Here is a 20,390-nt window from a genome sequence, read left to right on the forward strand (position 1 = left end):
CGTACACAAATGTTTGGGACGATACGGTGATTAGCGGCTACTCGGACGCTAAAACTTATGTCGTACAGACCTCGCCCAAGGTGATCGAGCGCTGCATGCTGATGTGCACGGATCCAGGCGACCTCGTGTTGGATCCGACCTGTGGCTCGGGTACAACCTCCTACGTTGCTGAACAGTGGGGTCGTCGGTGGATCACGATTGATACGTCGCGTGTCGCCCTCGCACTAGCCCGTTAACGTCTCATGGCCGCACGATTTCCCTACTACCTCATCGCTGACTCCGCAGACGGGCGGTCAAAAGAGGAGCAGCTGGGTGGCAGGAGGCTGCCGCCGGCCGAGGTCACGAACGACATTCGCCATGGACTTGTCTATGAGCGCGTGCAGCACATCACCCTTAAGTCGATCGCGAACAACCCCGATATCCATGACGGCATGTCCCGTGCGGAAATTGAGGCAGCGATCAAGCGTCACGCTGACTTTGAGGTGCTGTACGACAAGCCCTACGAGGACAAGTCGAAGGTGCGCGTCTCGGGCCCCTTCACGGTCGAGAGTCTGTCGCCGCACCGCTCGCTGGCGTTCGCGGGCGGGCCGGAGGACGTCGAGCATCGGGAGACCATCAGCGAGCAGGCTGCCGCTGAGGACGCCTCGGCGCCGACGTTCGAGCAGTCAATGAGGTTTTCTCACCAGGATTCGCCGTCCGCGGACGGCTGGGAGAGGCATCGCTGCAGGTCAGGCCCTCGTGCCAGCGAAGTGTCGAGTGCCGCCTGCCGGGAGCCTGCGTCGAGGGCCCGCGCCCGAAGTCGCTGACGACTCGCTGAAGCCCTGACCAGCGACGCCCACTACGCCCTTCAACTGGGTGGGGATTTCTAGTGAGAAAACCTCAATACTCGACAACCTGGCCAAGGCAGGCATTCAGAACGGCCGAAGGAACGAGCGCATCCACTTCGCCGGTCTCGAGCCGTACGCCGGGGTCTACATCCAGGCGGTCGGTGAGCGGGCAAGCGATGCTGGGGATCCGGATGCGGCGCCGAGCCGGATCGGTGTGGCCATCGGCCCTCAGTACGGGACGGTGGCGCCGACCTTCATCAAGTCCGCCGCCAAGGAGGCCAACCGGGCTGGCGACATTGACTTGCTCTGCGTGCTCGGGTTCGCGTTCGATGCGCGCGCCACGGAGGTCACAGAGTCCGATGGGGTGACTGTCCAGACCTCCGACGAGGGGTTCGCGTCGGTCGAGGGAGAGCGGGACCTCGGCCGCGTCCGAGTGCTGCTCGTCCGCATGAACGTCGATCTGCTGATGGGGGAGGGCCTCGCCAAGACCGGCAGCGGCAACCTCTTCACCGTCTTCGGCGAGCCTGACATCGAGCTGCGCTCCACCGACGAGGGTCAGGTGGTCGTCGACCTCAAGGGGGTTGACGTCTTCGACCCGACCAGGGCGAGATCCGCAGCAACGACACCAGCCAGATCGCGCTGTGGATGATCGACACCAACTACAACGAGGAGTCGTTCTTCGTCCGGCACTGCTACTTCACCGGCGAGAACGACCCGTACAAGCGGCTCAAGGCAGCCCTAAAGGGGGAGATCGAGCCGGATGCTTGGGAGTCCCTCTACCGGACCACGTCCCGGCCGTTCGACAAGCCGGACACCGGCAAGATCGCGGTCAAGGTCATCAACGACTACGGCGACGAGGTCATGAAGGTGTTCGAGGTCGGCTCCGGAGTCAGCTGAACGGCTCCGGCGGGGCGGGCAAAGAGGCTGCTCGCCCCGCCGGCGGCCTACTTCGCCACGCGGCAGAGCGACTTCACGTCGCAGCGCCGGCAGGCCGCCCCGGGCTTCGGGACGAACTCGCGCCGGCGCATCCCGTCGAGCACCGTCCCGACTGTGCTCTCAGCCGTCGCAATGGCGGCGGTGTGGACCTCGACGGCGTCCCGCGTGCCCTTCTTGAGGTCGTGCACGTAAGCGCCTCGGACGTCCAGGCCCTCCCGTCGTCCCGCGTCCGCGTACACCTGCAGCTGAAGGTCGTGGCTACCGGCCTCACCGACCGACGTCTTGTAGTCGACGATCGCCAGGCCCGTGGTCACGCCGTCCTCCTGGTCGAGGATGACGTCCGCGCGGCCCGACACCACCGCGTCCCCCAGGTGGAGTTCGAAGGGGCGCTCGGTCATCCAGACGCGCTGCAGGTCCGACGCGTGATCGGTGATGTACCGGTTGACCAGCCGGCGGGCGGCGTCCTTCATCTCCTTGTGCGCGGCCTTGTTGGCGGCCGGGAGGAACAGCTCCTCGTCGAGGATCTTGTCCACCACCGCGGGGTCCGGGGCCGTCCCCGTCGCCTTCGTGTGCTCCGCGATCGTCCGCATGACGTGGTGCACCGCCTTGCCGTAGCCCAGCTCGGGAGCGAGGGTCGGCTGGAAGCCGAGCACCGTCCGTAGGCGGTATGCCAGACCGCACTCGTCGTAGGCCGCCAGTTCGCTGAACGTCACCTGGAGCAGCGGTGGCCCATCGGCGGTCGACGACGTGAGCGGCGGGACGGTCAGAGGGCAGTCGACGAGGAACCTGTCCGGCAGCTCGTCCCAGTACGGGGAGGAGGCCGTGCGGTTCTTCGTTACCCGCTCGTGGCGTGACAGGGAGACCCAATCCCGAGCGCGCGTCATGGCGACGTAGAACAGGCGACGCTCGTCGTCGTCCGACCCCTCGTAGCGGTCGGCGTCGAAGAGACTACGGTCGATCAGCCACGGCCGTGGCTTGCCGGTGTAGGCCGACGGGAAGCGTCGCTTGGTCAGCGACGGGACGAAGACCACCGGCCACTCGAGGCCCTTGGCGCTGTGCACCGTGGTCAGGTCGACCGCGTCGGTGTCGACGTCCGGCTCGCCGTCGAAGTCCTCGTAGGCGCCGGACGCGAAGTTCGCGATGTGGATGGCCAGGTTCTTGTAGTACCAGAGCCCGCGGTCCTGGCCGCCCACCTGCTCGCCCGGTGCCGCGTCGTCCGGCCTCGCCCGGCGCCGGACCGACTCGTAGTCGGCCAGGAGGGTCGTGAACCGAGCCAGCGTGCCGAGTCGCGCGATCGCCTGGGTGTCAGCGAGGTCCCAGTCCTTGCAGCGCAGGACGTCGACCAGCTCGTAGAAGTCACGGACGAGGTCGACACGCCTCGTCTGCTGCTCCACGGCCTCCTTCCACTGGCCGAGCAGTCGGCGGATTGCGCCCGCCGTTGATGCCGTGAGGCCGAAGGTCCTCGTGTATCCACGGATCAGGTCGTCTTCGGTGACGGGCTCGGACTGGTTCCCGAAGCCCGCCTTGCGGTAGTCGTGGTCGACGAGCCAGCAGTACGTCTTGCCGAGGACCTCTGCCTCCGGTCGGTCGAAGAGACCGCTCCGACCTCCCGGCTGGACCGGCACTCGGGCGTCCTCGAGCGCCTGGAGCAGCATGGGATAGCTCGCTCGGCTGCGGACGAGGATGGCGATGTCGCGGTAGGCGAGCCCTTGCCGGTTGAGCCGGACGATAACCTCGGCGATCTCGGCTGCCTCGTCCTCCTCGTACTCCTCGACCCACTTCACGACCTCCGCGCCCATCGGCGGGCGGGTGGCGGTCATGACCTTCGGCAGGCGGCCGGGGATGGAGTGAGCGAACTGGTCGGCGGTCTTGACAATCGCCGGCCGACTCCGGCGATTCGTGGTGATGGAGAACGTGGCCACGTCGGGGTACCGCTCGGCGAACGAGGTGATGTTCTTGACGTCCGAGCCACGCCATCCGTAGATGGCCTGGTCGTCGTCACCCACCACGACGAGGCTGACGCCAGGCCCGGTCAGCCGCTGGATGAGCGCCTCCTGAGCCGGGTTGACGTCCTGGTACTCGTCGACGATGAGGTGGCGCAGGTCCTTGAGGACGCTGTCACGGACCTCCGGCCGGTCCAGTTCGGCGACCGCCCGGGCGATCTGCTGGCCGTAGGTCAGCAGCCGGTACTTCTCGAGTGAGGCGTAGTACCGCTCGAGCACGCTGCGGAACGGGTCCTCGAGCTGGGCCGGGACCAGCAGCTCGTTCTCGACGACGTCGAGGTTTCCGAGGAAGGTCCGGATCGACATGAAGAGCGCGCCGTCGATGTCCTTGATCTGCAGCCGGGTCGCCTCGCGGACGAGGAAGGCGGTGAGCTGGTTCTCGTCGAGGACGTCGTAGGTCTCGTAGCGGGGGACGTACGTCTGCAGCAGTCGGAAGCAGTAGGCGTGGATGGTGCCGACGTAGAGCCCGCCGAGCTGGTCGAGTGCGTGCACGCCGAGACGTTCGGCGACGCGCGCGCTGATGCGCTCCTTCAGCGAGGCCGCTGCTCGCTCGGTGAAGGTGAACGCGACGATGCTGCTGGCCGGCTCTCCTTCGGCCAGCAGCGCAGCTACTCGCTGTGAGACCACCTCGGTCTTGCCGGAGCCGGCGCTCGCAATGATCTGGATGTGGCTGCCGCGATGCTGAACAGCGGCCAGCGAGTCACCTTCGAGTACCGGCGCAGACATGAACCCCCCTTTTCCGGACGCATCAGTGTCGGCTCCGGCGCTGCCTTCTGGTGCATCGACTCGGACACCTCGAGGTGCACGGGACTGGTGTGCCTGGCGAGGCGTCCCCGGCCGGGAACAGCTGGCCGACGCGGTCTCGCATGGCAGGGTCCACAGTCGTCAAGCGGGGGTGCGTCCTCGAGGTCGGGGCTCCCACGCCTCGCCCGGCCTGTCTGATCATCATCTGACGGCGGTGGGCGCACGTCCGTCTCGATTCTCACGCCTTCGACGAGCGGAGCTCTGGTGCAGTCGCACACCCACACCCCAGCGGCGATCTTCGGCAATCAGTGCCGATACGTGATCCCGCTGTTCCAGCGGCCCTACGTGTGGACACGGGACGATCAGTGGGCTCCGCTCTGGGACGACGTCCGCACGTTGGCCGAGCGTGTCCTCGAGGCGCCGCCTGGGTACGGCGCGGCACCCGTGCCGCCGCACTTCCTCGGGGCGATCGTCCTGGACCAGCAGCTCGTCCCGGCTGGCTTCCTGACCGTGCGGCACGTGGTCGACGGCCAGCAGCGCTTGACGACGCTGCAGCTCCTCCTCGACGCCGCTCAGGACGTCACCGAGAGGTACGGGAACATGCTGGACGCCGAGCGGCTCAAGATGCTCGTCCTGAACCAGCCGCAGGTGACCCAGCACCCCGACGAGGTCTTCAAGGTCTGGCCGACGGACCGGGACCAGGCCGCCTTCCGCGCCGCCATGGACAACAGCACGGCGATGCCGGCCGAGCTGGTCGACTCCCGGATCTCCCAGGCACGTGCGTTCTTCGTCGACCGAATTACCGAGTGGTGCGAGCCGACCGGCGACCCCGACAAGGCTGCTGCCCGGCTCTCGGCACTGGCACAGGCGCTGCACGCCCACCTCAAGCTCGTCGTCATTGACCTGGAGCCGGGCGACAACGCCCAGGTCATCTTCGAGACGCTGAACCACCGAGGGGCGCCTCTCCTGGCTGCGGACCTCGTCAAGAACCTCCTCTTTCAGCGGGCGCAGGCGGAGCAGCTGGACGTCGGCGCCATCTACAGCCAGCACTGGGCGCCCCTGGACACCGACTACTGGCGCGAACTCACCGCCCAGGGGCGCCTGTACCGGCCGCGGATCGACGTATTCCTCAACTACTGGCTGACGATGAAGCTGCTCCGGGAGGTCCCCAGCGACCGCATCTTCATCGACTTCCGGGATCACGTCGCCACCGCGCCGGTCGCGTTGCCCGGGCTGATGGCCGAGCTGGCCAGCGACGCCGCGGTCTTCTCCACCCTGGACGCACTGCCCGCCAGCTCGGTGCCAGGCCGCTTCTACTACCGCGTCATCCAGGCCCTGGACACCCGCGCGGTCATGCCAGTCCTGCTGTGGCTGCTCCGCTGGCCGGGCGACCAGCTCCCGGTCGAGCAGCGGGACAAGGCGTTGAACGCCATCGAGTCCTGGCTGGTCCGCCGCACGCTGGCCCGGCTCACCGGCAAGAACATCAACCAGACGATCCTCGAACTGCTCAAGGCCCTGGAACGGCCCGGCCCGGCCAGCGCCGGCGACCGCACCGAGCAATTCCTGGCCGAGCAGCGCTCCGACGCCCGCCTGTGGCCGGACGACGACCTCGTCCGTCGCTCGCTGGAGAGCGGGCCCGTCTACACGGCGCTGCTCCGGGCCCGGCTGCGGATGGTCCTCGAGGCGCTGGAAGACGACCTCCGTACCGACTACGGGGAGGGGCAACCGGCCCCGCGCCGCCTGACCGTCGAGCACATCCTGCCGCAGGCGTGGCGGCAGAACTGGCCGATCGCCTCGGACGACGTGAGCGCTTCGCTCGACCGCGACCGCCTCGTGCACGTACTGGGCAACCTCACCCTCGTCAGCGGCCGGCTCAACCCGGCCCTGTCGAACCGCCCCTGGACCAAGGACGACGGGGCAGGCAAGCGGGACTACCTGCTGGAGCACAGCTCTCTCAAGCTGAACGCCAAGGTCATCAAGGAGCACCCGACGGCGTGGTCGGACGACGACATCCGCGCCCGCACGGCGGCGCTCACCGAGCGGCTCCTGGCGCTCTGGCCGCGTCCCTCGACGCCGGAGCCGATCCCGGTCTCTGCGTCGGCGTTCGACCCGCAGGTCGGCGGTGCTGAGCCGGACGATGAGGACGACGTCGCCGCTCCCTCGCACACCGGCAAGTACCAGCGGCTGTGGCGGTGGCTCCGGGCTCAGGAGGGTGACCGCATCGAGCTCGCCTTCGAGCAAGTGGAGCAGATCCTCGACGTGCCGTTGCCGAGGTCCGCTCGCGTGCACCTGACCCACTGGTACGGCTACGAGGGGACCGCCCTCGGCCGTGCGATCCGCGACGCCGGATGGCGGGCATCGGGCGTGGACCTGGTGGAGCAGCGGCTGACCTTCGTCCGCGCCGACGCGGAGACGGAGGAAGCGTGAGCGCTCAGGCAGCGGAGGAGCCGTCCGTGAGCGAGCCCCGGGAGCCGGGGGCCACCGGGGACCCGCTTCAGCAGCGGCTCTCCGATCGGGTCGACGAATCCGACGGGCTGGCCTCGAGCTGGTCACAAACCGCGTCGGTGGGCCGGAGATTCACCGATGCTCAATCACGGTCGCTCCGGCGACCTAGTTCACCCTGGAGGTTCTAGCGGTGGTCCTGCCCCTCATTCCTCTCGCCCTCATCGGCCTCGGCGCAAGCACAGGAGTCGGTGGAATTGTCACCGGCGTCATGGGCGGATTGAGGTTTTCTCACCAGGAATCCGCACCAGCTTGAAGGGGACGGTCGGCGCCGCTGGTCAGGGCTGCGGCGAGTCGTTGGCGACGTCGATCACGGCTGCTCGGCGCGGGTCCCGCCACGTGGCACTTGGCACCTCCGCTGGCACATGCGCCTGACCTGCAGTGATGCCTTCCCTGGCCGTCCGCGGACGGCGAATCCTGGTGAGAAAACCTCATTGAAGATGAAGGACGCCCAATCGATCGCGGACGCCTCTCGCAAGCGCTATGACAAGTCGACGTCCCTCACGGAGGACCGCGTCGGCGAGAGCAACGAGCGCATCCACGAGTACGGCCGTCAGCAGGAGCAGGCCCGGCAGTTGGTGATCAATCGGATGGGCGCGTTCATCGAGCGTCACCGCCAGCAGGTCAAGCAGAGCGCTGCGCAGCTGCTCGACGGCATCGACGCGGAGCAGCGAGACATCGAGGCTTTCACCGGAGCGTTGACCGCAGATGTCAACTGGGTCAAGGGCGCCGGCATGGCCGCCCTGACCGGAGCGGGTGCCTACGCCGGCATCCCCGGTGCCGTAACCGCGTTGGGCGCTGCGAGCACCGGGACGGCCATCAGCTCACTCTCCGGCGCCGCGGCGCAGAGCGCCACCATGGCCTGGCTGGGCGGTGGATCGCTGGCTGCAGGCGGAGGAGGCGTTGCCCTCGGTACGGCCGCACTCGGCGTGGTCACCATCGGTCCGACGATGCTCATCGGTGGCCTCACCTTGAATGTGCAGGGTGAGAAGGCAGTGACCCAGGCCAAGGAGTACGAGGCGAAGGTCGCCGTCGCGGTGGAGGAGCAAGCGACCTTCCGGTCGTTTCTCGACGCTCTGGACTCAAGGATCTCCGAGGTGAGCGGGGTGCTCGCCGGGCTGGTGTCGCGAGCGCAAGAGGCCCTCTCCACCCTCGAGCAGCTCAACTTCGACCCGAAAGAGCACGCTGCCGAGTTCCAGCGCGCCCTTTCTCTGACGTTCGCGGTGCGAGACGTCTGCCGGGTGGCCCTGATCGGGGACGACGGGCAGATGAACTCCGACATGGTCCAGTTGATCCTGAAGTACAAGGAGATCCAGTGACGGCAGCCAAGAAGCCGGTGGAGGGCACTGTGCTGCCGCCTGCACCGAAGTCCGCGCTGCCGGGTGTGGACGCGCTGAGTGCCCTCAACAACGTCGTCGACGGAACGCTCGAGCTCCTGCGGGTGCGCGAGGAGGAGCGCACCAAGCGCGCCAACATCTACGCGTACGCGACGGTCGAGGTCACCCGTATCAAGGAAGCCGGCTCGCTGCTCAAGCAGTACTTGGAGCATGTCTTCGCGGAGCGTTCGCGGACCATCGAGGGGCTGTTCGAGCACCTCGACGACGCGATGACGCGAGGCGACGGGACGGCGGCCACGGCGGCGCTGCAGGGCATCGTCGACCTGGCCAAGTCCTCGCCGCTGGCCGACATGGGTGATCTGACCCTGGTCCGCAAGGCGCTCGACGACCCAGATCACGTCTGGGAGCTGTAGCTGCCCACGACGGCGTCGTGGGCTCGGTGCAGCGCGCGGGGCTCCTGGTACTGCTGGGCCACTTACGACCCGATCCGGTGACGTTTAGCCGTCGTAGGCGAGGACTTGTCCTCACTCACTGGCAAGCTTTCGTAGCCCACCGCGACAGGCGTGGTCGGGTGTTGCACAACTGGAGCTCCACATGTCCACTGCCGTCGTCCGCGGACGTGCCCGCGCTTCGGGTGCGCGTTCGATCGGGGCCGTTGTCTGCGGGCCGGCGGTTGCTCGATGACCCAGGTTCTCCCGCGGGTTGTCGGGGACCCGAGTGAACACCGCGACATGCCGATCGAGCAGGCCTACATCTCGCGGGCCTACCAGCTGCTTGACCGTGGGCTGGCAACGGCGGAGCACACGTACAACACGTACGACGAGCTGAACCGTTCGACCGCGTCAGCCCTCAAGCGGGCACTCGAGATCCTGAAGAACGCCCGGGGCTCCGGCCAGCTCGTCGTCGGACGCATGGACCGCGACGGCGAGACGCTCTACATCGGCGTCCGTCGCGTTCACGACGAACACAAGAACCTCGTCGTGGCGAGCTGGCACGCGCCCGCCGTCGTCCCCTACTACGAGGCGACGCCGCAGGACCCCAAGGGCCTCAAGCTGAAGCGAGTGTTCGTCGAGGAGGACCGCGTCCTCAAGTCGATGGTCGACGAAATCACCAGCCGCGCGGCAGCGGACGTCACCGATCCGGACGCCACGGCGCCGTCACCCGTGAGCGACGCACTCCTCAACGAGCTCGACCGGTCCCGTGACGGGGCCATGCGTGAGGTCGTCGCGACCATCCAGGCCGAGCAGTTCCGCATCATCCGAGCCGAGCGCGATGTCGTCCTGGTCGTCCAGGGCGGGCCGGGCACCGGCAAGACCGTCGTCGGGCTGCATCGGGCCGCCTACCTGGCGTTCAACGACGAGAAGCTCCGCCGCGAGGGGATGCTCGTCGTCGCTCCAAACCAGGCGTTCCTGAGTTACATCAGCGGCGTCCTGCCCTCGCTCGACGCGTCGGACATCCTGCAGGTCGACCTCGCCAGTCTCTACACCGGTGAGGCCGGCGTCGTGGCCGCGGAGGACGACGACGTAGCGAGGATCAAGGGCAGCGCCGCGATGGTCACCGTCCTTCGCCGAGCACTTCAGGGCCGTACCGGGTGGAGCGGGGGAGACCTCGAGTTCTCACTCGGCGGAGCCCGGACCACGCTGCGCGGGAGTCGCATCCAGGAGCTGATCGCCGACGTCGAGCGCCGCAGCCTGCCGCACAACCGTGCCCGAGAGGTCCTCCGCCAGTCTTTGTCGGCTGCCGCCTATGAGGCATACCGCTCTGCCCAGAACGCCGCCGGGCGAGCAGTCATCGCCACGGAGTCGGCCATTCGACGGCTGTCCACCTTCACCAACGCACTCGATCGTATGTGGCCGTCCTTCACACCCGAGGATCTGCTGCGGAGCCTGTACGGCACCCAGTCGTGGCTCATCGAGGCCACGGAAGGGGTACTCACGCCCGATGAGCGTGCTCGCCTCTTTCGGGAGCCGCGCGAAAGCATCTCCGACGAGCCCTGGACCGTCAGCGACCTGTTCTGCCTCGACGAGCTGGCCCATCGGCTCAACGGCGAGCTGCGGACCTACGGCCACATCGTCGTCGACGAGGCGCAGGACCTCTCGCCGATGCAGGCGCGCGCCCTCGCTCGGCGGTGCCCCTCCGGCTCGTTCACCGTGCTCGGCGACCTGGCGCAGGCCACCGGTCCGTGGGTCCGGGACAGTTGGGACGAGCTGACGGATCACCTCGCCTCCACCGAGGTGCGGGTCGAGACGCTGAGTATCGGCTACCGGGTGCCCGGGCCGGTCCTCGACCTCGCCGCCCGGCTCCTGCCGCTGATCTCCCCGGGGCTGACCGCTCCGCGCTCGGTGCGCCAGGGAGCCGGCGAGCCGACGGTGCACCTCGACGATGTCGTCCCCGACGTGGAGCGGGCGATCGAGCTCGCGGCCGAGGACGTCCGGGCGGGGCTGACCACCGCGCTCATCGTCCCGGACGACCGCTACGACGAGTGCGTCCGGCGATGCGGATCGGCCGGCCTCAGCGTGGGGGACGGGCGCGACGGAGACTTCGCGTCCGACCTCACCGTCGTCCCGGCTGCCGCGGCCAAGGGTCTCGAGTTCGACTCGGTCGTCCTCCTGCGACCCACCCAGGTGGTGGGCGCATCGGTCGATGGACGACGAGTCCTGTACGTGGCGATGACCCGGTGCACCCAACAGCTGCGTCTCGTGGAGGTCGACCAGCTTCCCGAGGGGCTCCGCCACCTCCTGCCAATCAGCGAGCCCGAGGACGAGTTCGACCTCGTCGGTTGGGACGAGGCCCTCAATCCCGAACTGGACCGCATCACCCGACTGCTGGCCGAGCTCTCCCCAGAGGACCTGGAGTTAGTCGGCTCCCTGGTCCGACGTCTGTCGTCGAAGGACGGAAACCCTCAGCGTGACTGACAAGCACTACGCCGCCGCAGACAAGCCCACCGAGCCCGAATTGTCCGAGCAGCAGGCGGCGAAGCTCAAGCGCCAGCTTGACCTGTGGCGACGGGACCTCGTAGCGCTCGACCGCCGGCAGCGGCTCCTGTACTTCAAGCACACGCGCTCCGCCTCGCTGGAGATCGCCTCGCCCGCGGTCGACCAAGTTCTCGCGCTGGTCGACGCAGGACGTTCCCCCGTCGAGCCGCGACCCGAGCAGGAGGGCGTTGGGGAGCCTGCGTCGCGCCGGTCGTCGTCCGAGCCGATCGTCGTCGCCAACAAGTCGGCGAAGGACCTTCCGGCGTCGCTGCGGCGGCTCGACCAGCACAGCCAGAACACCTACGCGGACAAGGGGTTCTGGACCCTATACCTCGGTCTGGGCATGCTGCACTGAGGTCTTCTCAACCGATTTGCGCGGAAGAGCTTTGCTGAACGCTGAATGAGCAGGTCAGTGGCTGGACGACGACGTCGCTGCACAGGGGCGTGGGGTCCGGCAGAGGATGGCGTCGACCAAGAACGACCCTCATCCGCACGGACCCCACGTGATCACTTACTCTGCCACGCTCGACGTGCCCGAGGCCACCGCCGTCCTGCTCACCGACCTGCTGATCGCCGAACGCCGCCGCCGCGGCACCGGCATAGGCGCCCGCGCCGCCTCCGCCCGCGACCAGGCCATCTTGGTGCTGCGCTGGTTCCGCCAGGACGCCGACATGCCCACCCTGGCCCGCGACACCGGCGTCTCGGTCGCCACCGGCTACCGCTACCTGCACGAGGGCATCGACGTGCTCGCCGACCAAGCCCCCGACCTGCACCGAGTGCTCGAGGCCGGAAGTGCCGCCGGCTGGAGCCACGTCGTCCTCGACGGCACGCTCATCCGCACCGACCGCTGCCGGACCACCAACCCCGAGTCCGGTCACGACCTGTGGTACTCCGGCAAGCACCGCGCTCACGGCGGCAACGTGCAGGTCGTCTGCGACCCGGACGGTTTCCCGGTGGCCGTCTCCCCCGTCGAGCCGGGCTCGATGCACGACCTCGCCGCCGCCCGGGCCACCGGGTTCCTCGGTGCGCTGCACGCCGCGGCCGCGCTGCTGGGCCTGCCCGCCCTGGCCGACAAGGGCTATGACGGCGCGGGCGTCGGCATCCATACGCCGGCCAAGGGTGCCCACCTGGCACCCAGCACCGCGACCCGCAACCGACTGCTGACCCGGCTGCGCGCCGAGGGTGAGCGCGGCATCGCACTGCTCAAGAACCGGTGGAAAGCACTGCGCCGGATTCGGCTGTGCCCGCAGCGGATCGGTGCGGTCGTCGCCGCCGCACTCATCCTGACCAACGCCGAGCGACCAAACCGTTGAGAACACCTCACTGGGTTGACCCGAAGGACGACAAGCCGGCCCAGAGCCCGTTGCTGCTCGTCCCTGTAAGACTCAAGCGAGAGGCGGCGCACGAGCCCTACGTCCTGGTGCGGACCGAGGACGAGGCCGTCGCCAACCCCGCTCTCGAGCTCAAGCTGCAGCAGGACTTCGACCTGGAGCTCCCTGAGCTCGACCCGGAGGCGTTCGACGTCGAGGCCCACCTGGCGCAGGTCGAGAGGACCATCCGCGGGCGCGCGGGATGGGAGATCCAGCGTCGGGTCGTCCTGACGACCTTCAGCTTCCACAAGGAGGCGATTTACCGGGACCTGCTCGAGCACGAGGAGCAGGTGCTGGCTCACCCGATGGTCCAACTCGTGGCCCTCGGTCCGGATTCGCCGACCGCCGGCGGCTTCGCCTTCGACCCGGTCAGCGACGAGGACCTCGACCAGGTCCACCCGCCGGAGCAGCTGTTCAGCATCCTCGACGCCGACGGGAGCCAGCGGAAGTGCGTCCTCGCCGCGCGGGACGGTCGCAGCTTTGTCATGGACGGTCCGCCCGGCACCGGCAAGAGCCAAACGATTGCCAACATCATCGTGGAGCTCATCGCCGCCGGCCGGACAGTGCTCTTCGTCAGCGAGAAGGCAGCCGCGCTGGACGTCGTCCGCAATCGGTTGAGCGCAGCGGAACTGAGCCCCTTCCTCCTCGAGCTGCACAGTCACGCGGCGACCCGCAAGCAGGTCGTCATGGAGCTCGACAAAGCGCTCACTCAGAGCGTCACGGCGAGTCGGCAGTTCGGCCCCACCGACGAGAAGACCCTGTCGACGAGCCGCACCGACCTGTCCGCCTACGCCGGAGCGGTTAACGAACGGCGACCCGGCTTGGGCCGGAGCCTCTTCGACGTCCTCGGTCGGGTGGCCGCGCTGGACGATGTTAGCGACTACGTCGGGCCGGTCGGCGACAGCTGGGCCGCGCTCGATGCTGCCTGCTTCAGCGACATCCGTTCCCACGGTGAGCGGCTGGCTCGAGCCTGGCGTCCGGTGTCGGAGGGAGCCGACTTCCTGTGGCGGGACCTGGCCGATCCCGACGTCGAGGGAGCGGCCATCGAGCGGATGGGACGCGCTGCGGTGGCGGCTCGTGATGCCGCGGCCGCGCTGCGGGATCGGGCGACCGCGGTGGACGACGACCTCGGGAAGTCGTTCGGGGCATCGCTCGGCGACGTCGTCCGTCGCCGAGACCTGCTGGCCCGCGTCGAGGGGCGGCCCGACGCCGCGCTGGTCGGGTGGCTGACCATCGACGACAACGCGTTTCGCGGTCTGCGCAATCGGGCGGGGGAGCTCGAGCAGCTGACCACCGACTACAAGACACTGGCCTCACGGCTGTCCCGGGACGCCGGCCAAAATTGGCAGTCGCTGGACGCTGATCTGGCCGATGTCGTCACCGACCTGTGCAAGGCCGACAAGCAGGGGTGGGCTCCGGCTCGACAAACGACCGCAACGCAGCTCCGTGTATTGGTGGACTGGCTCGACGGCTCACCGACGCGCCTGGCCGACATGCAGGAGGCGAGCAAGCGCCTCGCCGCGATGTTGGGCATGAGCTGGTCGGTGCCCCGTGTCACGGAGGCGCAGCGATTGGTGGGCTTGGCGCTTCTGGGGGAAGGAACCACTCCTCCCGAAGCGTTCTGGCTGCATCCATCGATCCAGGCGGCTCTCGATGAGTCGGCCAACGTCCTGGCGCAACTGGTCGTCGCCGTGCAGGAGCGCGAGCAGGCGCTCGCGGAGACCTTCACCCGGGATGCCCTCCAACTCGACCTGGCGGCGCTGGATGTCCGGTTCCGCGAGACGCACAAGGGATGGCGCAAGTGGTCGAGTCAGGCCCGGGCCGACCGCAAGGGGCTGAGGGCCGTCACCACGGCCGGCAAGGTCGACGACACCGTGCTGGCACGTCTCGGCGAGGCCGTCGCCTGGCAGCGGGCCGAGTCGGCCTTGAGCGCGGGGGAGCAGGACCACGCTCCCCGGCTCGGCAGCTACTACCGCCGTACGCAGACCGACTTCGGTCGGGTGGCCCAGGCCATCGAGACGGCGCATCAGGCTGTTCGTCTCGCGGGGGAGGATCTCAACGCCCAGGCGCTGGCTCAGCAGCTGGCGCTCGGTGGCCAGCAGGACCCGGCCCTCAACACGATCGGACATCGGCTCGACGGCGACCTGCGCCGTTGGCTCGAGCAGTCGGCCGTCCACCTCGGTGAGTTCGCGATTCAGCTGCAGGGACGGACTTTCCTCGAGGCGGCCGAGTGGTGCCTGGCGCTGGCCGAGCGGCTGCGTCCGGGGCTGGCCGCGGTGGAGCACGTGGCCGAGGTCGTAGGACGGGATGTCACGGTCCACGAGGCGAAGGCACTCCTCCGCAAGGCCGGTCGCGTCGCCGAGTGCAACGCCCGGATCTTCGAGGCATTCGAAGAGGACGTCGCCCTTCTCGGGCCTGCGTACGAGGCCGTGGAGACCGACTGGAAGATCGTCTCGCAGGCTCTCGACTGGACCGATGCAGCCCGTGGCCTGCTGGGCGGTGCGGTGCCGCCGGTGGTCGCCGAGCGCGTGCTGGCACCAACGCTCACGGCGGCGGATCTGTCGCAACGCCTTGACGAGTGGTCGTCGGCCCGATCCGTGTTGCTGTCCTACTTCCTCCCGGCCCGGGCCGAGGAGCTGGGAGATGAGTTCGCCGATGACCTCGGAATTGCCCTCGACCTGACCGATGAGCTCGCGGAGACCGCGGCCCGGGACATCGAGGAGTGGGGTGAGTACGTCCGCGTCCGTGCCTGGCTCGCGGATCAGGGCTTCAGCGACATGCTCGAGCAGCTCGAGGCACGGCTGACACCGGCGGAGGACGTCCCGCGAGCGATCGAGCGAGCGGCACTGCTGGCCTGGACCGACGCCACGGTGAAGAGCGATCCGGCGCTCAGGCGATACCGCGCCAGTGACCGGGACGCCTTGGTCGCCACCTTCCAGGACCTCGACCGCCGGCTGGTCGCCGACGCCCACGGTGCTGTCGTCAACGCCTGCTCGGCGCGTCGACCACGGAACGCGAACAGCAAAGCGGCGCAGATCATCCGCCGGGAGGCGCAGAAGAAGTCGCGGCACAAGCCGGTGCGGTGGGTACTGGGCGAGGCTGCGGCCGTTGTCCAGGAGCTCAAGCCCTGCTTCATGATGAGCCCGCTGTCGGTCTCCCAGCTCCTCCCTGGGGGCATGCGCTTCGACGTCGTCATCTTCGACGAGGCTTCGCAGGTGCTGCCCTCTGATGCGGTCAATTGCATCTACCGCGGCACCCAACTCATCGTCGCCGGTGACCAGAAGCAGCTGCCGCCGACGAACTTCTTCGCCTCCTCCATGGACGACGACCTGGTTGCCGACGAGGAAGAGGAAGCGCCAGACAACTTCGAGTCCGTGCTGGACGTCTGCAAGGCAGCCGGCGCTCTGCCGTCCTTGCCCTTGCTGTGGCACTACCGCAGCAGGCACGAGGCGCTGATCACGTACTCCAATTACAAGTTCTACGAGGGCGAGCTGCACACGTTCCCAGGGGCGACGTTCGAGGCGCCGGATCTGGGTGTCGAGGCTTTCTTCGTGAACGGTGTCTACCGACGCGGAGGCGGACGCGACAACATCATCGAGGCGGAGAAGGTCGTCGACCGACTGCTGCACCACCGGACCGTGCACCCAGACTTGTCGATCGGCGTCGTGACCTTCAGCGCCGCGCAGGAGGACGCCATCCAGGCCGCCATCGAACAGCGGGCGGTGAACGAGCCCCTCTTGAACGGACTGCTGAACGAGCACGACCGACTGGACGGCTTCTTCGTCAAGAGCCTGGAGAACGTCCAAGGGGACGAGCGGGACGTCATCCTGTTCAGCATCGGCTACGGCCCGGACGAGACAGGCAAGTTCACGATGAACTTCGGCCCGCTCAACCGGGAGGGCGGGTGGCGCCGGCTCAATGTCGCCATCACCCGTGCCCGGCGTCGGGTTGAGGTGGTTTCCTCGTTCCGCGCGAGCCAGATCTCGGGAACGACGTCCAAGGGCGTTCTTCACCTGCAGGGATACCTGGACTTTGCTGAGCGTGGCACGCCAGCGCTGGCACTGGAGGTCGGCACGGAGAACCGGGATGCGGAGAGTCCGTTCGAAGAAGACGTCATCCAGGTCATCCGAGAGCTCGGCTACACGCCGGTCCCGCAGGTCGGTGTGGCCGGTTATCGCATCGACATAGGCATCCGTCATCCGGATCGGCCAGGGGAGTACGTCCTGGCTGTCGAGTGTGATGGCGCGGCGTACCACTCGGCGAAGGCAGCCCGGGATCGTGACCGCCTACGCCAGCAGGTCCTCGAAGGGCTTGGCTGGACGGTGCACCGGATCTGGGGGCTGAGCTGGGTCCGCGACCGCCGTGGGCAGATCGAGCGGCTAAGGCTCGCGATCGAAGCGGCCGTCAAGGGCGTGAAGATTGAGTCACCGGCGGTTGTCGCGCCTCGGAAGGCCAACATCGTGGTCGAGGACGTCGACCTCGACGCGCCACCGGAGTGGGCGGTTCCGTACGAGCGAGGCGTCGCCACTCCGGATCGGTGCCCCTACGCGCCACAGTCGACCGAAGCTCGTCCCTACCTGCGGCGGTACTTCGAACGCCTGCTGCGTGCGGAGGCGCCGGTGCACGAGGAGCGACTGCTCGCCGCGTTCCGTGAGGACTGGGGCGTGGGCCGGGTCGGCCACGTCATCAAGGACAACATCCGCGCTTCTCTGGCCCGCGCCACGGTCGGCGGCCTGGCCGTCAGTCGGGACGAGGCGGGGTTCTACCGCGTCGAGGAGTCCCAGTTCGCCAAGGTCCGTGTCCCGGTGGACGCGGACACCCTCCGTTCGGTCAGCCAAGTGCCTCCCGAGGAGATCGACCTCGCGGTGCTCGGCATCATTGGCGATGCCCGTTTCATCGAGGACGAGATCGTGGCTCAGACCGTTGCCCGACTCTTCGGCTGGCGTCGTCAGGGGCTGGACATCCAAGCCGCCGTCTACGGATCGATCTCGCGGTTGCTCAGCCAAGGCCGTCTGGCGCGGACGGACGACGGCTTGCTGCGACTCGCCTGACTGACACCTATTTGGGCCGGCGGCACTTGCCGCCGGCCCAAATGGTCAAGACGAGCTGCGATTGTTAGGCGGCGTCAACCAGTGACTGCAGAAGCGCGTGGGTCTCGGCATCGGTCGAGTACAGCAGGGTGCCCCGCATGCCTCGGCTGAGCAGGACCTTGTAGACGTTGCGGACCAGGGCGTCAAAGTCCTGGTCGCTGACCCGCTTTGCGTTTCGGAAGTCGGGGTCGCGGTTGGCAGACCGGACTGTGACCCACCGGTCGGTGCGCCACACGAGGTCCGGGCCGATGAGCACGCCGTTCCAGTCGTATTCAAAGCCCTGGGCCGTGTAGACGCAGCCGACCTGGCCGAAGCCCGCGGGCTCGCTGGCCCACAGCGCGGAGGGGGGAGCCTCACCGACCGACCGGTCGCCCTTGAGGTTCCACGGCCGCGCCCAGTCGCCAATCCGCACATCCGGCACCAGGGTCCCGTCCTTGCGTGGGTCGCTCCACGGCCAGCAGTAGCCGGCCGCCATGCGTGCGCCGTAGTGCTCATCCAGCTTGGCGGCCAGTGTGGCCTCCATCGCTGACGGCGACTCGACGACCCGCACCTCGAAGTTGGGGTCGCCGTCCCACGGCACCGGGCCGCCCGGCTTGAGTCCGAGCAGCCGCTCGACCCAGTCGATGTACGCCTCGGAGCCGCCGCAGCGGTACTGGGCGCTCAGGTCGACGTGGTGGACCTCCAGTCCGCGCTCACGCGCCGCCTTTTCGATGTCCTCGACCGTGCCCAGCTCGCCAGGCCGCACGACCTGGTTCTGGTCGAGGAGGAACACCGGCACGCGGGCCGCGTCGATGAGTTCGTCGACCTGCGCCTTGCCGGTGCGGTGCTCAGCCTTCGTCCACCGGTTCGCCGAGGTCTCGCGGAGCCGGTGTGCCTCGTCGGCGATGAGGACGTCAAAGCCGTTCTTGTCGGCGTCCATGAAGCTGTTGAAGTACTTGAACAGCGACTGGACCTGCCGCGAGCCGCTACCCGCCACCTTGCGCAGCGTCTGGGTGAAGGAGCGGGACCCCGTCGCGTGGATCGCCGACCGGCCGCGCCGGTTGAGCTCTCCGAGCAGCGTTAGCGCGATGACGCTCTTCCCGCTCCCCGGTCCACCGGAGACGATGACGACGCTCTTGTGGTCGCCGGCGCGGACCTTCTCGACCTCGTGCATCACCATGTCGAAGGCCACCCGCTGCTCGTCGAGCAGCACGAACTGTTCCCGCCGGCGGACTTCCTCCGCGGCAACCGCCATCAGTTGCTTGCTCGGGGCGACGGCGGAGTGCAGCAGCCGGTCGGCGTAGACGCTGCCGTCGGTCGGAGCGAGCCGGCTGCGCAGGAACTCGAGCCACTCGCCCCGGTTCTGCCCAGTGAACAGCCGTCCCAGCTCGTCCTGTGGGTAATTGAGAAGCCCGCCGACCGTGGTGAACGTCGCGTTGTGCAAATAGGCAGCGCCGGCCAGGACGTCGGTCGTTCCGTGCAGGACGGTGATGAAGTCGAGCAGGTACTCACCGAGGTTTTCTCACCAGGATTCGCCGTCCGCGGACGGCCAGGGAAGGCATCACTGCAGGTCAGGCGCATGTGCCAGCGGAGGTGCCAAGTGCCACGTGGCGGGACCCGCGCCGAGCAGCCGTGATCGACGTCGCCAACGACTCGCCGCAGCCCTGACCAGCGGCGCCGACCGTCCCCTTCAAGCTGGTGCGGATTCCTGGTGAGAAAACCTCACCGTACGACCGCACCTGCGCGACCGGGTGCAGGATCGGCCGCGGTCCGTACGACGGCTGGACGACGAGTTCGGCGTCATCCTCGAATTCTTGGGCCTCAGTCCACTGCTTGAGCTCGACGATGACGTAGGACGGACCATCCCGGCGCGCATGCCGGCCGGCCAGGACGACGTCGATGCGCTTGCTGCTCAGTGGCAGCTGGTACTCGAGCAGGACCTCGACCTGATGGAGGCCGGCCTGCAGGAGGTCGTCGCCGAGAACGCGCAGGCTGGCGTCCCAGGACCGGATTTCTGCGGCCGAGGCCCGGCGCTTCATCTGGAAGGACATCTGCTTGGCGAGGACGGCTCCCACCCGACCCTCACGGGCCAGGTCGGCGAGGCCTCGGGCGGAGGTGCGCAACAGGGGCAAGGACAGTCTCCGGGCAGCACGAATCGACTCGTGCGGGTGGAGGCGTGTCCGGGGTTCGGAAGCCTGTCGGGCCGCGCCTCCCGACAGTAGATGGCGGTGCCGGCCGAGCTTGTACCGATACTCGACCCGTGTCGGACATCGCGGACCTCACTCGTCGCATGCGCCACTTCACCGAGGCTCGTGCCTGGGCTCAGTTCCACGACCCCAAGTCGCTGACGCTCGCGTTGGTCGGCGAGGTGGGCGAGCTGGCCGAGCTCTTGCAGTGGGTCCGGCACGAGGACCAGGCCACGGTGGTCCGGGAGCAACCGCTGCACGACCGGCTGGCGGAGGAGATGTCCGACGTCCTGCTGTACCTGCTGCGCTTGGCGGATGTCGTCGGCGTCGACCTCGCCCACGCAGCGGCGGACAAGCTTCAGGCCAATAAAGATCGCTTCCCGCCGGACGACCATGCAGGAGTGGCGCCGGCCAAAGTCTGAGCATCCGGCTCGGAGTGTC

The 20,390-nt window shown here is 68.1% G+C and carries 14 protein-coding genes and 1 pseudogene; 12 read left to right on the plus strand and 3 right to left on the minus strand.

Going from position 1 to position 20,390, the window contains the following annotated elements; translation table 11 throughout:
- Nucleotides 1–11: 11 nt before the first annotated feature.
- From ACU616_RS17380 to ACU616_RS17395, 4 genes and pseudogenes are all read left to right on the plus strand, one after another.
- Nucleotides 12–236: pseudogene (locus ACU616_RS17380) on the plus strand (DNA methyltransferase); the annotation flags it as partial.
- A 6-nt stretch (nt 237–242) separates the two neighbouring features.
- Nucleotides 243–806: a hypothetical protein gene (locus ACU616_RS17385; RefSeq protein ID WP_446759680.1), complete on the plus strand. Its 564-nt coding sequence runs from the start codon at nt 243–245 to the stop codon at nt 804–806.
- A gap of 49 nt (nt 807–855) precedes the next feature.
- A complete protein-coding gene (locus ACU616_RS17390) occupies nt 856–1,476 on the plus strand; it encodes a hypothetical protein (protein ID WP_446759681.1) in 621 nt (206 codons plus the stop codon).
- Nucleotides 1,473–1,724 carry a hypothetical protein gene (locus ACU616_RS17395; protein ID WP_446759682.1) on the plus strand — a complete coding sequence of 84 codons (252 nt, stop codon included), beginning with the start codon at nt 1,473–1,475 and terminating at the stop codon, nt 1,722–1,724. Before ACU616_RS17390 ends, ACU616_RS17395 begins: the two co-directional genes overlap by 4 nt.
- Nucleotides 1,725–1,771: 47 nt before the next feature.
- Here ACU616_RS17395 and ACU616_RS17400 read toward each other — a convergent pair whose 3' ends face one another.
- Entirely contained in the window at nt 1,772–4,492 is a 2,721-nt protein-coding gene (locus ACU616_RS17400; protein ID WP_446759683.1) for an ATP-dependent helicase, read from the minus strand.
- Nucleotides 4,493–4,774: 282 nt separating this feature from the next.
- On the opposite strand from ACU616_RS17400, the gene ACU616_RS17405 reads away from it, so the two are divergent.
- From ACU616_RS17405 to ACU616_RS17435, 7 genes are all read left to right on the plus strand, one after another.
- Nucleotides 4,775–6,937: a DUF262 domain-containing protein gene (locus ACU616_RS17405; RefSeq protein WP_446759684.1), complete on the plus strand. Its 2,163-nt coding sequence runs from the start codon at nt 4,775–4,777 to the stop codon at nt 6,935–6,937.
- Between the two features lie 509 nt (nt 6,938–7,446).
- Nucleotides 7,447–8,331 (plus strand): hypothetical protein, encoded by an 885-nt coding sequence (locus tag ACU616_RS17410; RefSeq protein WP_446759685.1) that lies wholly within the window; start codon nt 7,447–7,449, stop codon nt 8,329–8,331.
- Nucleotides 8,328–8,762 (plus strand): hypothetical protein, encoded by a 435-nt coding sequence (locus ACU616_RS17415; protein WP_446759686.1) that lies wholly within the window; start codon nt 8,328–8,330, stop codon nt 8,760–8,762. Before ACU616_RS17410 ends, ACU616_RS17415 begins: the two co-directional genes overlap by 4 nt.
- A gap of 318 nt (nt 8,763–9,080) precedes the next feature.
- Nucleotides 9,081–11,264 carry a HelD family protein gene (locus ACU616_RS17420; protein ID WP_446759687.1) on the plus strand — a complete coding sequence of 728 codons (2,184 nt, stop codon included), beginning with the start codon at nt 9,081–9,083 and terminating at the stop codon, nt 11,262–11,264.
- Nucleotides 11,257–11,679, plus strand: a complete 423-nt coding sequence (locus tag ACU616_RS17425; protein WP_446759688.1) for a DUF4011 domain-containing protein — start codon at nt 11,257–11,259, stop codon at nt 11,677–11,679. The genes ACU616_RS17420 and ACU616_RS17425 overlap by 8 nt, the downstream gene beginning before the upstream one ends.
- Before the next feature lie 148 nt (nt 11,680–11,827).
- A complete protein-coding gene (locus ACU616_RS17430; RefSeq protein ID WP_446758835.1) occupies nt 11,828–12,637 on the plus strand; it encodes an IS5 family transposase in 810 nt (269 codons plus the stop codon).
- Entirely contained in the window at nt 12,565–17,745 is a 5,181-nt protein-coding gene (locus tag ACU616_RS17435; RefSeq protein ID WP_446761495.1) for an AAA domain-containing protein, read from the plus strand. Before ACU616_RS17430 ends, ACU616_RS17435 begins: the two co-directional genes overlap by 73 nt.
- Before the next feature lie 64 nt (nt 17,746–17,809).
- On the opposite strand, the gene ACU616_RS17440 is transcribed toward ACU616_RS17435, so the two are convergent.
- Together ACU616_RS17440 and ACU616_RS17445 are read right to left on the minus strand one after the other, a co-directional pair.
- Nucleotides 17,810–19,207 (minus strand): DUF2075 domain-containing protein, encoded by a 1,398-nt coding sequence (locus tag ACU616_RS17440; protein ID WP_446759689.1) that lies wholly within the window; start codon nt 19,205–19,207, stop codon nt 17,810–17,812.
- Nucleotides 19,208–19,334: 127 nt separating this feature from the next.
- Nucleotides 19,335–19,838, minus strand: coding sequence for a hypothetical protein (locus ACU616_RS17445; protein WP_446759690.1), 504 nt, complete (start codon nt 19,836–19,838; stop codon nt 19,335–19,337).
- A 185-nt stretch (nt 19,839–20,023) separates the two neighbouring features.
- Between ACU616_RS17445 and ACU616_RS17450 the strand changes: the two genes are divergently transcribed.
- Nucleotides 20,024–20,371 carry a nucleotide pyrophosphohydrolase gene (locus ACU616_RS17450; protein WP_446759691.1) on the plus strand — a complete coding sequence of 116 codons (348 nt, stop codon included), beginning with the start codon at nt 20,024–20,026 and terminating at the stop codon, nt 20,369–20,371.
- Nucleotides 20,372–20,390 lie beyond the last annotated feature (19 nt).

The sequence above is a fragment of the Geodermatophilus sp. URMC 62 genome (assembly GCF_052931475.1).

Coding starts and splice junctions, on each gene's coding strand:
- ACU616_RS17385 (WP_446759680.1), top strand. CDS start 243: ATGGCCGCACGATTTCCCTACTACCTCATCGCTGACTCCGCAGACGGG.
- ACU616_RS17395 (WP_446759682.1), top strand. CDS start 1,473: ATGATCGACACCAACTACAACGAGGAGTCGTTCTTCGTCCGGCACTGC.
- ACU616_RS17400 (WP_446759683.1), bottom strand. CDS start 4,492: ATGTCTGCGCCGGTACTCGAAGGTGACTCGCTGGCCGCTGTTCAGCAT.
- ACU616_RS17420 (WP_446759687.1), top strand. CDS start 9,081: ATGCCGATCGAGCAGGCCTACATCTCGCGGGCCTACCAGCTGCTTGAC.